Source organism: Streptomyces sp. NBC_00461 (genome assembly GCF_036013935.1).
Classification (GTDB): domain Bacteria; phylum Actinomycetota; class Actinomycetes; order Streptomycetales; family Streptomycetaceae; genus Streptomyces.
This window is the reverse complement of sequence record NZ_CP107902.1, coordinates 2,298,891-2,314,242: the sequence shown is the minus strand read 5'-3', so window position 1 is coordinate 2,314,242 and position 15,352 is coordinate 2,298,891. Positions and strand designations below refer to the sequence as shown.

At 71.6% G+C, this 15,352-nt stretch carries 16 protein-coding genes; 8 read left to right on the top strand and 8 right to left on the bottom strand.

Going from position 1 to position 15,352, the window contains the following annotated elements; all coding sequences use genetic code 11:
• Positions 1-18: 18 nt before the first annotated feature.
• The 3 genes from ectB to OG870_RS11050 all read right to left on the bottom strand — a co-directional run bounded on the left by ectB (position 19) and on the right by OG870_RS11050 (position 3,274).
• The gene (ectB, locus tag OG870_RS11060; RefSeq protein WP_266511999.1) at positions 19-1,290 is read right to left on the bottom strand and encodes a diaminobutyrate--2-oxoglutarate transaminase; all 1,272 of its coding nucleotides are present in this window, start codon (positions 1,288-1,290) and stop codon (positions 19-21) included.
• A gap of 71 nt (positions 1,291-1,361) precedes the next feature.
• On the bottom strand, positions 1,362-1,868 hold the full coding sequence (gene ectA, locus OG870_RS11055) for a diaminobutyrate acetyltransferase (protein WP_266511997.1): 507 nt from the start codon (positions 1,866-1,868) through the stop codon (positions 1,362-1,364).
• Between the two features lie 329 nt (positions 1,869-2,197).
• On the bottom strand, positions 2,198-3,274 hold the full coding sequence (locus tag OG870_RS11050) for a pyridoxal-phosphate-dependent aminotransferase family protein (RefSeq protein WP_327690831.1): 1,077 nt from the start codon (positions 3,272-3,274) through the stop codon (positions 2,198-2,200).
• Between the two features lie 166 nt (positions 3,275-3,440).
• Here OG870_RS11050 and OG870_RS11045 point away from each other — a divergent pair, with 166 nt between their 5' ends.
• The 8 genes from OG870_RS11045 (at position 3,441) to OG870_RS11010 (ending at position 9,409) form a co-directional block, all read left to right on the top strand.
• A complete protein-coding gene (locus OG870_RS11045) occupies positions 3,441-4,301 on the top strand; it encodes an ABC transporter substrate-binding protein (RefSeq protein WP_266585594.1) in 861 nt (286 codons plus the stop codon).
• 3 nt (positions 4,302-4,304) lie between these two features.
• A complete protein-coding gene (locus OG870_RS11040; protein WP_266511988.1) occupies positions 4,305-5,138 on the top strand; it encodes an amino acid ABC transporter permease in 834 nt (277 codons plus the stop codon).
• Positions 5,135-5,926 carry an amino acid ABC transporter ATP-binding protein gene (locus OG870_RS11035; protein ID WP_266511985.1) on the top strand — a complete coding sequence of 264 codons (792 nt, stop codon included), beginning with the start codon at positions 5,135-5,137 and terminating at the stop codon, positions 5,924-5,926. Before OG870_RS11040 ends, OG870_RS11035 begins: the two co-directional genes overlap by 4 nt.
• A gap of 55 nt (positions 5,927-5,981) precedes the next feature.
• Complete coding sequence (locus OG870_RS11030; RefSeq protein ID WP_266841183.1) at positions 5,982-6,773, top strand: PIG-L deacetylase family protein; 792 nt, start codon at positions 5,982-5,984, stop codon at positions 6,771-6,773.
• 30 nt (positions 6,774-6,803) lie between these two features.
• Positions 6,804-7,904, top strand: a complete 1,101-nt coding sequence (locus OG870_RS11025; RefSeq protein ID WP_266841185.1) for an amidohydrolase family protein — start codon at positions 6,804-6,806, stop codon at positions 7,902-7,904.
• A gap of 211 nt (positions 7,905-8,115) precedes the next feature.
• Positions 8,116-9,021: an SCO1860 family LAETG-anchored protein gene (locus OG870_RS11020; RefSeq protein ID WP_266841187.1), complete on the top strand. Its 906-nt coding sequence runs from the start codon at positions 8,116-8,118 to the stop codon at positions 9,019-9,021.
• A 23-nt stretch (positions 9,022-9,044) separates the two neighbouring features.
• Positions 9,045-9,215, top strand: coding sequence for an LAETG motif-containing sortase-dependent surface protein (locus OG870_RS11015; RefSeq protein ID WP_266588665.1), 171 nt, complete (start codon positions 9,045-9,047; stop codon positions 9,213-9,215).
• Between the two features lie 23 nt (positions 9,216-9,238).
• The gene (locus OG870_RS11010) at positions 9,239-9,409 is read left to right on the top strand and encodes an LAETG motif-containing sortase-dependent surface protein (protein ID WP_266588665.1); all 171 of its coding nucleotides are present in this window, start codon (positions 9,239-9,241) and stop codon (positions 9,407-9,409) included.
• A 16-nt stretch (positions 9,410-9,425) separates the two neighbouring features.
• On the opposite strand, the gene cobC is transcribed toward OG870_RS11010, so the two are convergent.
• The 5 genes from cobC to cobM form a co-directional block, all read right to left on the bottom strand.
• Positions 9,426-10,499 (bottom strand): Rv2231c family pyridoxal phosphate-dependent protein CobC, encoded by a 1,074-nt coding sequence (cobC, locus tag OG870_RS11005; protein ID WP_266585602.1) that lies wholly within the window; start codon positions 10,497-10,499, stop codon positions 9,426-9,428.
• Complete coding sequence (locus OG870_RS11000) at positions 10,489-11,415, bottom strand: sirohydrochlorin chelatase (RefSeq protein ID WP_327690829.1); 927 nt, start codon at positions 11,413-11,415, stop codon at positions 10,489-10,491. Before OG870_RS11000 ends, cobC begins: the two co-directional genes overlap by 11 nt.
• Positions 11,416-11,542: 127 nt before the next feature.
• Positions 11,543-13,276 carry a precorrin-3B C(17)-methyltransferase gene (gene cobJ, locus OG870_RS10995; RefSeq protein ID WP_327690828.1) on the bottom strand — a complete coding sequence of 578 codons (1,734 nt, stop codon included), beginning with the start codon at positions 13,274-13,276 and terminating at the stop codon, positions 11,543-11,545.
• Positions 13,273-14,514, bottom strand: a complete 1,242-nt coding sequence (gene cbiE, locus OG870_RS10990; RefSeq protein ID WP_266841192.1) for a precorrin-6y C5,15-methyltransferase (decarboxylating) subunit CbiE — start codon at positions 14,512-14,514, stop codon at positions 13,273-13,275. The genes cobJ and cbiE overlap by 4 nt, the downstream gene beginning before the upstream one ends.
• Positions 14,511-15,329: a precorrin-4 C(11)-methyltransferase gene (gene cobM / locus OG870_RS10985; protein WP_266511963.1), complete on the bottom strand. Its 819-nt coding sequence runs from the start codon at positions 15,327-15,329 to the stop codon at positions 14,511-14,513. The genes cbiE and cobM overlap by 4 nt, the downstream gene beginning before the upstream one ends.
• Positions 15,330-15,352 lie beyond the last annotated feature (23 nt).

Here is a 15,352-nt window from a genome sequence, read left to right as displayed (position 1 = left end):
CTGCACTACTCCTTTTTGCTAGACGGTTTCGCGTACGGCGCGGGCGAGGATGCTCAGACCCTCGTCCAGCTCCTCGGCGGTGATGGTGAGTGCCGGGAGCAGCTTGACGACCTCGCTCTCCGGGCCCGAGGTCTCGATGAGCAGCCCGAGTTCGAAGGCGCGCTTGGCGACGTGCCCCGCGCGCTCCTTGTCGTGGAACTCAAGGCCCCACACGAGTCCGCGGCCGCGGTACTCCTTGACGTCGGCGAGGTTCTCCTCGGTGATCGCGATGAAGGCCTGCTCGACCTGCTCACCGCGCGCCCGGGTCTGCTTCTCCATCGCGGACCCGTCCGCCCAGTACGCCTCAAGGGTGGCGGTGGCCGTGACGAAGGCGGGGTTGTTGCCGCGGAAGGTGCCGTTGTGCTCGCCCGGCTCCCAGATGTCCAGCTCGGGCTTGAACAGGCACAGCGACATGGGCAGTCCGTAGCCGCTGATCGACTTGGACACGGTGACGATGTCCGGCGTGATGCCCGCCTCCTCGAAGGAGAAGAAGGCACCGGTACGACCGCATCCCATCTGGATGTCGTCGACGATGAGCAGCATGTCCTGGCGCTCGCACAGTGCGGCGAGCGCCTGCAGCCACTCCCGGCGTGCGACGTTGATGCCGCCCTCGCCCTGCACGGTCTCGACGATCACGGCGGCGGGCTTGTTGAGTCCGGAGCCCTGGTCCTCCAGCAGCCGCTCGAACCACAGGAAGTCCTCGACCGTGCCGTCGAAGTAGTTGTCGAACGGCATGGGCGTGCCGTGCACCAGCGGGATCCCGGCGCCGGCCCGCTTGAAGGCGTTGCCGGTCACGGCGAGCGAGCCGAGCGACATGCCGTGGAAGGCGTTGGTGAACGACACGATGGACTCGCGCCCCTTCACCTTACGGGCGAGCTTGAGAGCCGACTCCACGGCGTTGGTCCCAGTCGGACCCGGGAACATGACCTTGTACGGCAGGTCGCGCGGCCGCAGCACCAGGTCCTGGAAGGTCTGCAGGAAGGACCGCTTGGCGGTGGTCGACATGTCGAGCCCGTGCGTGACGCCGTCCCGCTCCAGGTAGTCGATCAACGCCCGTTTCAGGACGGGGTTGTTGTGGCCGTAGTTCAGCGAGCCGGCCCCGGCGAAGAAGTCCAGGTACTCGTGGCCGTCCTCGTCGTACATGCGGCTGCCCTGCGCGCGGTCGAAGACGGTGGGCCAGCCGCGGCAGTAGCTGCGCACCTCGGACTCAAGGGTCTCGAAGACGCTGAGGTCGGGCTGGGTGATGGTCACGACGAATCGCTCCTCGTTGCGTGGGGGAGTGCGTGGGGGTCGTCAGGGGGATTCGGGGGAGGCCGAGGGCCTCACAGGGAGAGGGGGCCTATGCGGTACAGGACCTCGGGGTCGTGCGGCCCGTCGGGGAACAGGCCCGCGTCGAACAGCACCTCGCGCTCCACGAGGGCACCGTGCCGCTCGGCGAACGAGGTGAACAGGCGCTCGGAGCCGGTGTTGCCCGGCGTGATGGTGGTCTCGACGGCGGTGATCCGGTGTGCGGCACCGGCCCGGGCGACCACCCCGTCGAGCAACGTGCCGGCCAGCCCGCGCCCGCGGTACGCCTCGTCCACCGCCACCTGCCACACCAGCAGGGTGCGCGGACGGTCCGGCCGTACGTACCCGGTGACGAAGCCGACCGGCCGGCCGTTGCCGTCGCGGGCCACGGCCGAGGTGGCGGCGAAGTCGCGACACCACAGCAGATAGCTGTACGACGAGTTCAGGTCGAGGGCCTTGGAGTCCTTGGCAATCCGCCACAACGCGGCTCCGTCCGCGACCTGCGGACGGTCGATGTGGAGATCTGCTTGCGCGGCAGTCATGCGAATTGAATTTACCGAGGGAAATTTAAAAATGCATCGCCGGTGTGGGTTACGAAGGGCTGGTCCATGTGTTATCACGCGGGCGCGAGTGATCGCACAGGATAGGGTTGAAATGGGAGACTCTGTCCGGAAAATAGGGGGCAAATCAATCGGCATGTGTAACGCGTCACAAGGCGGTAACCCCCACGAGATCTGCCCGAATTCCCCCGGTTGACGTTCGCAGAATCTTTGCGTTTAGGCCGGGAAAAAGCGGGCAGAAGAATACGGGAAGCTGCACTGAAATGAATTCCGAAATTATGCCGGGAATTATGCCGGAATTGGGCTCGGAATTAGCGGCGCCTGATGTCCTCCAGTGCGGCGCCCAGCGCTGCCAGGCACGCCTCCACCACCTCGACCCTCGCATCGGCCCCGTAGTGGTTGACCCGGATCATCTCCTTGGCCAGTGCGCCCCCGCCCGCCGCCAGCGGCAGAGTGGGATCCGACGCCAGAGCCCGCGCCACCAGCTCCGACGCGACGACCCCCGAAGGTGTCCTCAGCGTCGTGGCGACGGGTGCCGCCTCCCGGGCCTCGTGCACATACGGCTCCAGACCGGCGCCCAGAGCCACCGCGCCGGCCCGGGCCGCGGCTGCGGCAGACGCGTGCCGGGCCATGACCGTGTTGAGCCCCACCGCCTCGATCCGCTCGACACACGCCTCAAGCGCCAGCATCTCCAGCTGGGCGGGGGCGTGCGGCAGCGCCTTCCGTCCGCCGTCGATCCACCGCTCCTTCCAGTCCGGCAGCGAGAGGTACGACCGTCGCGGCGCCCGCGGATTCGCCGCCATCCGCGCCCACGCCCGCTCGCTCACCGACACCGCGGACACCCCGGCCGGCCCGCCCATCGCCTTCTGCGCCCCGATGACGCACAGATCGACGCCCCACGCGTCCGGCAGCACCGGCTCCGCCCCGATGGAGGCCACGGCGTCCAGATGGAACAGCGCCCCCTGCTCCCGTACGGCCTCCCCGATCTCCGCGACGGGGTTGGTGTTGCCGGTCGCCGCCTCCGCGTGCACCAGGGAGACGAAGTCGATCTCCGGGTGCTCGGCGAAGGCCTCCCGGATCTGCCCGGCGCTCACCGCCGTGTGGAAGGGCACCGCGAGGTCGATCACCGTCGCCCCGCAGTCCCGCAGCCAGTTCCCGAAGGTCTGACCGTAAGGGCCGGTGATGACGTTCAGTGCCGTCGTCCCGGGACCGGCCGTCCCCCGGATCGCGCCTTCCAGCGGCAGCAGCGCCTCGCCCTGCATGATCACGACGTCCTGCTCGGTGCCGAGCAGCCGCGCCACGCGGTCCTCGACCGAGGCGAAGTGCGCTGCGCTCAGCGGGGGCAGATCGAGGAAGGGGTGGGTCACGGCGGTGCTCTCTTCGCTCATGAGTGGTCAACTCGGTTGAGGGTATCCGCCACCCGTGACCCTCCCTTCACATGCCTTCACTTGCGACTTCTTAGGCCGGACAGCCCCGTAGCCATCGGTTTGATTTGAGCGACCCAAACTTCTCCTTATAATCGGAACCCATCAGTTCCCACACAGGAGGCCACCCGTGAAGAAGTTCTCCGGGCGCCGGACCCGCGTTCTGGCCGCCACCACCGCGACGGCCGGGCTGGCGCTCGTGGCTGTCACCGCCTCCGGCTGCACCTCCAGTGGCAGCGGCGGCAGCGGGAGCAAGACGGCCGCCGGCGGGGTCGAGCTCGTCAAGGCCGGACAGCTCACCACCTGCACACACCTGCCGTACCCGCCCTTCCAGTCGGAGATCGACGGCAAGGTGCAGGGCTTCGACGTCTCGCTGATCGACCTCGTCGCGAAGAACCTCGGCGTGAAGCAGCAGATCCTCGACACGCCCTTCGAGAACTTCAAGACCGGCGCGTTCCTCAACTCCGGCGAGTGCGACCTGGCCGCGGCCGGCATGACCATCACCGCCGAGCGCAAGAAGAACGTCGACTTCTCCGACCCGTACTTCGACGCCACCCAGGCCCTCCTGGTCGACAAGAACAGCGGCATCACCTCGCTCGCCGACGCGAAGGCCAAGAAGGTCAAGCTCGGCGCCCAGGCGCAGACGACCGGCGAGGACTACGCGAAGAAGCAGGGCTTCGACCCGGTCTCCTTCGAGACCTCGGACGCGGTCCTCAACGGCCTGCGCACCGGCCAGGTCAAGGCCGTCATCATCGACTACCCGGTCGTCCAGGGCTGGCTGAAGAACAAGGCCAACGCGGACGCCTTCAAGCCGGCAGGCAACATCAACACCGGTGAGCAGTACGGCTTCACGGTGAAGAAGGGCAACACCCGGCTCCGCGACGCCATCAACAAGGCGATCAAGGACGCCAAGGCCGACGGCACCTACAAGAAGCTGTACGAGAAGTGGATCGGCCCCTACACCGCCTCCCCGTCCACCTCCGCGTCCTGACCCATGGCCGATACGGACGTACCACTCCAGCCGAAGAAAAAGGGCCTGACCCGGCGTCAGAAGCGAAGCCTGTCGCGCGCCGTCCAGTACGCCGTCTTCGTCGCCGCCGTGATCGCCTTCGCGGTCGGCGCCGACTGGGGGCGGCTGAAGAACCAGTTCGCCCAGTGGGACATCGCCCGGCAGATGTTCCCGGACGTCATCACCCTGGCGCTGAAGAACACCGTGCTGTACACCGTGTCCGGGTTCGTCTTCGCCCTGGTGCTCGGCCTGGTGGTGGCGCTGATGCGGCTGTCGTCCGTCGCCCCGTACCGCTGGGTCGCCGGCGTCTACATCGAGATCTTCCGCGGTCTGCCCGCCCTGTTGATCTTCATCTTCATCGGCGTCGCGATCCCGCTGGCCTTCCCGGGGACGGAGATCGTCGGCGGCACCTACGGCAAGGCCGCCATCGCGCTCGGCCTGGTCGGCGCCGCCTATCTGGCGGAGACCTTCCGCGCCGGCATCCAGGCGGTGCCCAAGGGCCAGACGGAGGCGGCGCGTTCGCTCGGCTTCTCGCCCGCCCGGACCATGGTCTCGATCATCATTCCGCAGGCGTTCCGCATCATCCTGCCGCCGCTGACCAACGAGTTCGTGATCCTCTTCAAGGACTCCTCCCTGGTCCTGCTCCTCGGCGTCACCCTGGAGGAGCGCGAACTGTCCAAGTACGGCCGTGACCTGGCCAGTACGACCGCCAACTCCACGCCGATCCTGGTCGCCGGCCTGTGCTACCTGCTGGTGACCGTCCCGCTCGGCTTCGTCGTGCGCCGCATGGAGACGAAGGCCCAGGAGGCCGTGAAATGAGCCGACCGGAGATCCAGGTCAAGGACCTGCACAAGTCCTTCGGCGACAACGAGGTGCTGCGCGGCATCGACCTGGAGATCGGCCAGGGCGAGGTCGTGTGCGTCATCGGCCCGTCCGGCTCGGGCAAGTCCACGCTGCTGCGGTGCGTGAACCTCCTGGAGGAGCCCACCAAGGGCCAGGTGTTCGTGGGCGGCACCGAACTCACCGATCCCGACGTCGACATCGACGCCGTACGCCGCCGTATCGGCATGGTCTTCCAGCAGTTCAACCTCTTCCCGCACCTCACGGTGACCGAGAACCTCACGCTGCCGCAGCGCCGGGTGCTGAGGCGGGACAAGGCGAAGGCGGCACGGGTGGCCGCCGAGAACCTGGAGCGGGTGGGCCTGTCGGAGAAGGCGGACGCCTACCCCGCCTCCCTCTCCGGCGGCCAGCAGCAGCGCGTCGCGATCGCCCGCTCGCTGTCGATGGGGCCCGAGGTGATGCTCTTCGACGAGCCGACCTCGGCCCTCGACCCGGAGCTGGTCGGGGACGTCCTCGCGGTCATGCGGAGACTGGCCCGGGAGGGCATGACCATGATGGTCGTCACCCACGAGATGACCTTCGCCCGCGAAGTCGCCGACCGGGTGGTCTTCATGGACGGCGGGGTGATCGTCGAGGACGGAAGTCCCGACCGGGTCATCACGAACCCGGCCCACGACCGCACCCGCCACTTCCTGTCCCGGCTCCTCGACCCGGCGATGGCCGAGGTGGAGGAGGAGACGTCCGAGCAGACGGGCGGGGACGACTGAAAGGGGCATACGCGCCTCTGTCGCCCAAGGGTCTCCAACCGCCATCATTCCTGGCATGACGACGCTCGACGACGCGGGCCCCTTCGGCGTGGGAGCCCCGGTGCAGCCGCTGCCGGAGGACTGGGAACGCTGTCTGGCCGTGGCGGCTCATCCGGACGACATCGAGTACGGCACGGCGTCCGCCGTGGCCCGCTGGACCGCCCAGGGCAAGCGGGTCACCTATCTGCTGGCCACACGTGGCGAGGCGGGCATCGACGGACTGCACCCGGACCGGTGCGGGCCGCTGCGCGAGGCGGAGGAGCGGGCCGGAGCCCATGAAGTGGGCGTGGAGACGGTGGAGTTCCTCGACCACCGCGACGGGACCGTGGAGTACGGGCCGGCCTTGCGCCGCGACATCGTGCGGGCCGTGCGCCGGCACCGGCCCGAGGTCGTCGTGTCGGGTCCGTACACCGTGCGCATGGTCGCGGGGATGGTCAACCAGGCCGACCACCGCGCGGTGGGACTCGCCGCGCTCGACGCGGCGCGGGACGCGGGAAACCGCTGGATCTTCCCTCAACTCGCCGACGAGGGCCTCGAACCCTGGGACGGCGTCCGCTTCGTGTGCTTCGCCGGCGCCGAGCATCCCACCCATGGCGTGGACGTGACGGGCGACCCGTTGGAGCGCGGCATCGCCTCCCTGGCCGCCCACGCCGAATACACCAAGGGGCTCGGGGCACAGGCCTTCGAACCCCGCCCCTTCCTGACCTGGGCGGCTCACCAGGGTGGAGCCGCGCTCGGCGTCGAGGCCGCGGTGCTCTACGACGTGTTCATGCTGGGCTTCGCAGGGCCCCCGCCCTGGCAACAGTGACGCCCGGGCCCGCTGGTTAGGGTGCAGTCCATGAGCGATCACGCGGTGCTGCACGTGAAGGGCAGGGTCCTGGCCGGGCCCGACGACGTCCGTGACGAACTGTGGGTCGTCGGCGGCCGGATCTCCTACGACCGTCCCGTCGGCGCCCGCGACATCCGTACCGTCGAGGGCTGGGCCCTGCCCGGCCTGGTCGACGCGCACTGCCACGTGGGCCTCGGCCCGCACGGCCCGGTCGAGCAGGACGTCGCCGAGAAACAGGCGCTGACCGACCGCGAGGCGGGCACCCTGCTCATCCGGGACGCGGGCTCGCCCTCGGACACCCGCTGGGTCGACGACCGCGAGGACCTCCCGAAGATCATCAGGGCGGGCCGCCACATCGCCCGCACCCGCCGCTACATGCGGGGCTACGCCTGGGAGATCGAGCCGGAGGACCTGGTCGCGTACGTCGCCCAGGAGGCCCGCCGCGGCGACGGCTGGGTGAAGCTGGTCGGCGACTGGATCGACCGCGACCTCGGCGATCTGGCCCCCAGCTGGCCGCGGGACGCGGTGGAGGCGGCCATCGCCGAGGCCCACCGCCTGGGCGCACGCGTCACCGCGCACTGCTTCGCCGAGAACTCCCTGCGGGACCTGGTCGAGGCCGGCATCGACTGCATCGAGCACGCGACCGGCCTGACGGACGACCTCATCCCGCTCTTCGCCGAACGCGGCGTCGCGATCGTCCCCACCCTCGTCAACATCGCGACCTTCCCGCAGCTCGCGGATGGCGGCGAGGCCAGGTTCCCGCAGTGGTCGGCCCATATGCGGCGGCTGCACGAGCGCCGCTACGACACCGTGCGGGGCGCCTACGACGCGGGGATCCCGGTGTACGTCGGCACCGACGCCGGCGGTCACCTCGCCCACGGCCTGGTGGCCGGCGAGGTGGCGGAGCTGGTCGCCGCCGGCATCCCGCCCGTCGAGGCGCTGTCGGCGACGACGTGGGGCGCGCGGAAGTGGCTCGGGCGGCCGGGGCTGGAGGAGGGCGCCCCGGCCGACCTCGTCGTCTACGAGGACGATCCACGGGTCGACGTACGGGTGTTGGCGGCGCCCCGGCGGATCGTGCTGAACGGGAAGGTCGTCGGCGGGTTGACGTGATGCGCGCCGGCGTGCGCGCCGATACGTCAACCGTCGTATTCGGACAGAAGGCGGTGCGGCGGTGAAAGCGTGGAACGCTTGTGCCGTGGGATTCGAAAATGTTCACGGGGAACGCACGATGGGGTGAAGTGGCGCTGGAATGCCGCCAGTTCACTCGTCGTGCGTAATTCTTGGCGGGTCCCGAGCACGTCTCCTCCGAGGGGTCCCCGCCTTGAACGGCAAGAACTTCCCGCTGTCCGCACGCCGTCTCGTCACCGTCGCGACGGCCACGGCCCTCGCCGCCGGTCCCGCGGCCCTGGCCGGCGCGGCCTCCGCGCGCGCGACCGGCGACCCGGGGCACGCGAGTGCCGTCGTCCTGCGCACCGGGCTCGATGTGTCCCTGCTCAACAAGACCGTGAACGTCCCGCTCGCGGTCTCCCTCAACCAGGTCGAGGCGCCGCGGAGCGCCGAGAAGACCGCGCTGACCGCCACGCTGGACGGCGTGGACGGCGGAAAGCCCTTCAGCGTGCTGGACGCGAAGGTGGCGACGGCGAAGGCGTCCGTCACCTCCGCCACGGCCGAGGGCTCGACCAACCTCGCCCACGCCAGCCTCCATGTTCCCGGCCTGCCGCTGCTGTCCCTCATCGACATCGAGAAGGTCACGTCCAAGGCGACCTGCGTGCCCGGGAAGACGCCCGTGGCTTCCTCGAACCTGCTCGGCTCGGTGACCGTCCTGGGCAAGAAGGTCACTTTGACGACCGGCGGCACCACGGACGTCAAGGTGCCCGGCGTCGGCGAGGTGCGCCTCGACCTGTCGAAGACGCAGACCACGTCACGCACGGCGGCCGCCACCGCACTCGAACTCAAGGTCTCCGTCAACCCGTTGAAGCTCAACGTGGCCGACGTCGAGGGCACGCTGACCCTGGCGAAGGCGACCTGCGAGGCGCCGGCCGCGGCAGCGGGGAAGCCGGGCGCGGATCCCTCCGGTGACGTCGAGGCGCAGGGCGCCCCCGGCCAGGAGGCGGGTCTGGCCGAGACCGGTGGCAGTTCCGTGACGCCGTATGTCGCGGGCGGTGCGATCGCCCTGCTCGTCGTGGGCGGGGGAGCGGTGGCGCTGGCGCGCCGGGGCCGGGGCTGAATCGGCCCTTGGTGGGTCGGTTGGTGGGACGCGGTCTCGCCGGTGACGTGGTGGCGCTGGGTGCGTCGGGCGAGGAGGCGGGGCTTGCCGAGGCTGGTGGCAGTTCCGTGACGCCGTATGTCGCGGGCGGTGCGATCGCCCTGCTCGTCGTGGGCGGGGGAGCGGTGGCGCTGGCGCGCCGGGGCCGGGGCTGAATCGGCCCTTGGTGGGTCGGTTGGTGGGACGCGGTCTCGCCGGTGACGTGGTGGCGCTGGGTGCGTCGGGCGAGGAGGCGGGGCTTGCCGAGGCTGGTGGCAGTTCCGTGACGCCGTATGTCGCGGGCGGTGCGATCGCCCTGCTCGTCGTGGGCGGGGGAGCGGTGGCGCTGGCGCGCCGGGGCCGGGGCTGAATCGGCCCTCGGTGGGTCAGTGATGCGACGCCAGCGTCAGCGCCCGGTCGAGTGCCTGCAGAAAGGAGTTGACCGTCGCCCGGTCCCGCACCGCCAGCCGCAGCCACTCCTCGCCCAGCCCCGGGAACGTGTCACCTCGCCGTACGGCGAAGCCCAGGTCCCGCAGATGCCGGCGTACGGCCGTCGCCCTGGGCAGCCGCACGAGGACGAAGGGGCCCTCGGCCGGTTCGGCGACCCGCAGCCCGTCCGACCCGAACTCCCGTAGTCCGGCGACCAGATGGGCCCGGTCCGTGGCGATGCGGTGCGCCGCGTGGGCCGCCTCCGCCAGCGCCTGCGGGCCGACGCAGGCCTCGGCGGCCGCCAGCGCGGGCGTGGACACCGGCCACAGGGGCTGGGCGCGCTCCAGGTCGGCGATCGTCCCGGGGGCGGCGAGGACGTAGCCGATCCGGAGTCCCGCCAGCCCCCAGGTCTTGGTCAGGCTGCGCAGGACCACCAGACCCGGCACGTCCGTCCGGCCGGCCAGCGCCTCCCGCTCACCCGGCACCGCGTCCATGAACGCCTCGTCGACCACCAACGTTCGCCCAGGACGGGCGAGTCGGGCGATGACCGAGGCGGAGTGGAGGACGGAGGTGGGGTTCGTCGGGTTGCCGATCAGCACCAGGTCCGCGTCGTCGGGGACGGCCGCCGGGTCCAGCCGGAAGCCGTCCTCCGCCCGCAGCAGAACCCGGTGCACCGAGTGGCCCGCGTCCCGCAGCGCCGCCTCCGGCTCCGTGAACTGGGGGTGGACCACCACGGGCCGGCGCACCTTCAACGCCCGGGCCAGCAGCACGAAAGCCTCGGCCGCGCCCGCCGTCAGCAGCACCCGCTCCACCCCGAGCCCGTGCCGCTCCGCCACCGCGGCCCGCGCGGCCCGCCCGTCCGGATAGGCCGCGAGCGAGCCGAGCGAGCGGGCGATGCGTTCGCGCAGCCAGGCCGGCGGTGTGTCCGCGCGGACGTTCACCGCCAGGTCGACCAGCGCGGAGCCGTCGTCACGGACCTCGGCGTCCCCGTGGTGGCGCAGGTCGGGCCCGGCGCCGTCCTCAGTGCGCATGAGCGTGTCCGCCGTGGTGGTGCCCGTGGTGGTGATGGTGACCGTCGTCGTCCGGGTGGAAGTGCGGCTGCTGCGGCAGACCGACCTTGTCCTCGAAGCCCGGCAGCGCGATGCGGTACACGCACGAGTCGCAGTTCATCCGCAGATCGCCCTGCACGGCCTCCTCGTACCGCTCCATCACCAGATCGAGCAGCTCCGGCTCCGGGCCGATGACGTCCGCCGAGCGCACCTCGACCTCCGGGTGCGCGGCCGCCCAGCCCTCGGTCTGCTGCTTCACCCGGTCCGGCAGGATGCCGGTGAAGAGGAAGTACGGGAGGACCACGATCCGCCGGGCGCCCAGCTTGACGCACCGGTCCAGGCCGCTGGGCACGTCGGGTGCCGCCAGTGACACGAACGCCGTCTCCACACCCGCGTACCCTCGCCCCTCCCACAGCAGTCGCGCCGCCTTGTGCACCTCGGCGTTGGCATCGGGGTCGGTGGATCCGCGCCCGACCAGCAGCACGGTCACGTCGGCGCGGTCCTCGGGCGAGCGCACGGTGGAGCCGAGCGCCTCGTCCAGCCGCCGCTCCAGGACCGCGAGCAGCGAGGGGTGCGGACCCAGCGGACGCCCGTAGGTGTACGAGATCCCCGCGTGCCGCTCCTTCTCGCGGGCCAGCGCCGCAGGGATGTCCCCCTTGGCGTGCCCGGCGGACACCAGCATCAGCGGCACGGCGGCGAAACGCCGTACCCCCCGCTCCACCAGCTCGGTGACCGCCTCGCCCAGCGGCGGCGGAGACAGCTCGATGAAGCCGCCCGCCACGGGCAGTTCGGGGCGGCGGGCTCCCAGCTGCCGTACGAAGTCGCGGAACGCCTCGGCTCCGGCCTCGTCCCGGGTGCCATGTCCGGCGATGAGCAGGGCGGGCGGCGGGGTGGTCACGATGTCTCCTCGGGATGTGCGGTGGCGGACTGCTCGGCGGGCTGTGTGGCGGGCGCTGACTCGGGTGGGGAAACGGGATGGCGCCGGACGACCCGGGAGGGCCGCCGGACCGGCGGGAGTACACGGTTCACCGGACGTCTCCCTGTCCCTGCCCCACGGCGGAGCCGCTCGTCGACGAGGTGTCCTGCCAGCGGTAGCCGCGCGGGGTCACCATGCGGCCCGCGATCTCACGGGTCGCCGTGTTGCCCACGGTCACCACCGTCATCATGTCGACCGTCGCCGGGTCGAGCGAGACCAGGGACGTGACCCGGCTGGACTCGTCCGGCCGCGACGCGTTGCGTACGACGCCGACCGGAGTCGTCGGCTCCCGGTGCTCGGCGAGGATCGCCAGCGCCTTCGGCAACTGCCAGTCCCGGCCCCGGGAACGGGGGTTGTAGAAGGTGACCACGAGGTCCGCCTCGGCCGCCGCGCGGACCCGCCGCTCGATGACCTCCCACGGTGTGTGCAGGTCGGAGAGGCTGATCGAGACGTGGTCGTGGCCGAGCGGTGCGCCGAGGATCGCGCCGGCGGCGAGGGCGGCGGTGACGCCCGGTACGCCGATCACGTCGATGTCGTCGGAGGCCTCGGCGAGCGCCGGGGAAGCCATCGCGTACACGCCGGCGTCGCCGCTGCCGATCAGCGCGACGGCCTGCCCCGTCCGGGCCTCGGCCACCGCGGTCCGCGCCCGCTCCTCCTCGGCGCCCAGCCCGGACTCCAGGACCCGGGTGCCGGGCCGCAGCAGGTCACGGATCTGGTCGACGTACTGGTCGAGGCCCACGAGCACGGAGGCGCGCCGCAGTTCGGCCGTGGCGCGCGGGGTGAGCAGATCGCGGGCGCCGGGGCCGAGCCCGACGACCGCGAGCCGGCCGCGCGCGGGACGTCGTACGACGGCGCAGGTCGCCATCGAGGCATGCCCGTCCGCGCGTGCCGACTTCCGCTTGGGGACGAGGAGTTCACCGCCCCGTACGAGCGCGGCGGCCTCGGCGACGGAGGGGGTGCCGACGGCCGAGAGGGGCGCCTCGGAGGGGTTGGGGACCTCGACCCCCGTCAACTCCTGGGCGGAGTACGTCATCACGGGCACGCCGAGCCGTGCGGCCGCCTCGACGATGCCGGGCTCCTCGCGCTTGGCGTCCACGGTGGCGAGCCAGGCGACGCTGCGAGGCGACAGTCCCGCGTCGCGCAACGCGTCCTCGACCAGAGCGAGCACCTCGTCGGCCGGGGCGCCCCTGGACGCGCCGACGCCGACGACGAGGGACGGCGGACGCAACAGCACCTCACTGTCGGCCGGTTCGACCGCGCGATCCGTGAGCCTGACGGTGTGCGTGCCCTGCGCGGCGAACGGCAACGGCGGCAGCGGCCATGACACCTCGGCGTCCAGCGCGACCGGCTCGCCGTCCAGCAGGGCCCGCGTCACCCCGGCGACGTCGCCCTCCACGGGAAGACCGAGCGTGTCCAGGCCGGGGATGCCGACGGCGTCCGTCGCCGTGGTCACCACCGGCTCGGCACCCAGCAACTCACCCACCTCCAGGGCGAGTTCATTGGCGCCGCCCCCGTGCCCACCCAGCAGCGACACGGCGAACCGCCCGCCCTCGTCGACGCACACCACACCCGGGTCGGACGCCTTGTCACCCAGCAGGGGCGCCACGAGCCGTACGACGGCCCCGGTCGCCAGGAAACACACGAGCTGCTCGCACTGCGCGAACGCGGTCCGTACGGCGTCCTTGACGGGACCCTCGTACACACGCGTGCGGTCCGGCCACGCCGCGGCCAGCCGGTCGCGTGCCGCCGCCCCCGCCGCGGTGGCGGAAATGAGGCCGATCACAGAGCAACTCCTTCACGAGAGACGGGGGTTCGTGCACCCCACAGCAGGAAAACGGGATTGGTCGCCGCCAGCCGGGACACGTCCCCCGGCAGTGGCGCGAGCCGGGACGACTGCAACAGCACCCCGCCGCAGTCGAGACCGGCGCCGGTGAGCGCGGTGCGCACCGCGGGCACCCGGTCCAGCGCGGCCAGGGCGACCACGACCGTCCGCCGGGCCCGCCGCGCGCACGCGCCGACGATCCCGGGCAGCTCGCGCCCGCCGCCCCCGACGAACACCGCGTCGGGATCGTCGAGTCGGGACAGCACCGCGGGCGCCTCCCCGTGCACCACGTGCACGTCGACACCGTGCGCACCCGCGTTGGCGCGGATCCGCTCCACCCCGTCCGGGGCCTTCTCGACCGCGCTGACCGCGGCGCCCAGCCGCGCGCACTCCACGGCCACGGATCCCGAGCCGGAGCCGATGTCCCAGACCAGGTCGCCGGGGCGTGGCCCGAGCCGCGCCAGGGCCAGCGCCCGCACCTCGAACTTGGTGATCATCGAGTCGCGGTGCGCGAAGTCGCCCTCGTCCAGCGCCCACCCGGCAGACGGCCGGTAGGCCGCGCCCGCGAGCGTCCGTACGGGACCGAGCACCCGCATCTCGTCCAGGCACAGGACGACACTCACCGCCGTACCCCAGTCGCGGCTCGCGGCCTCGGCGGGGGAGACCCGCTCCAGACGCTCGTCCTGCGAGCCGAGCGCGGAGGCGACGACGAGGACCCGCCCGGGTGCGGTGCGGGCGAGCGCGGCGCCGAGTTCCGCCGGACCGGCACCGGGACCGGTCAGCACGGCGACCTTCGGGTGCGCCCGGCAGACGTTGACGGCCGTGCGCGGATCCCGCCCGTGCGCGCTGACGACGACCGCGTCGTCCCAGGTCAGCCCCAGCCGGGCGAAGGCGGTGGCGATGGATGAGACGCCGGGTCTGACGTCGAGGCGCTGCGCACCGAACCGTTCGGCCAGCGCCCGCACGATCCCGAAGAACCCGGGGTCCCCGGAGGCCAGCACGACCACGCGCCGGCCTTTCCCGACGTACTCCTCCATGGCGTCCAGGGCGGGCGCGAGCGGGCCGAGGACGATGCGCTCGGCGGTCTCGGGCAGCCGTACCGCGTCCAGGTGCCGTCGCCCGCCCACGACGAGCTCGGCCCCCGCCACCGCATCGAGCGGAACCGGCGCGCCCGTCCCCGTACCGACAACCGTGATCACGTACTGGCACCCCGCGAGCGCAGGGCCTTCCGGGCCTCCGGGTCGGCCTTGCGATAGCCGTGGAAGTGACCGGGGTGGTACAGGTGCGAGCGCGTGCCCTCGGCGCCCAGCGCCGGCCCGACCAGGAAGAGGGTGTGCTTCCAGAGCTTGTGCTCCTTGACCGTCTCCTCCAGCGTCGCGATCGTGCACCGCACCACCAGCTCCTCCGGCCACGTCGCCTGATAGGCGACGACGACCGGAGTGGACGTCGGATAGCCGCCCTCCAGCAGCTCCCGCACCAACTGCCCGCTGCGGGCGGCGGACAGGAAGATCGCCATGGTCGTGCCGTGTTTGGCGAACTCCCGCACCTCCTCCCCGGGCGGCATCGGCGTCTTGCCGCCGCCGAGCCGGGTGAGGACCACGGACTGCGCGACCTCGGGAATGGTCAGCTCGCGCTGCGCGAGGGCGGCGACCGCCGAGAAGGCGGACACGCCCGGCACGACCTCCGTCCCGATGCCGATCCGCGCACACCGGTCGAGCTGCTCCTGCGTGCCGCCCCACAGGGCGGGATCACCGGAGTGGATACGTGCGACGCGCAGGCCCTTGTCCCGGGCCCGCTCGTAGACGGCGACGACGTCCTCCAGCGACATCGTCGCCGAGTCGAGGATCTCCGCGCCCTCGCGCGCGTGGTCGAGGACCTCCGCCTGGACCAGGCTCGCGGCCCAGATCACGACGTCGGCCTCGGCGATGGCGCGCGCGGCACGGAACGTCAGCAGGTCGGCGGCGCCGGGGCCGGCACCGACGAAGGTCACCTTGCCGGTGGGGGCATCGGCCATGGAAATCGGTCCTCTCTCGTACA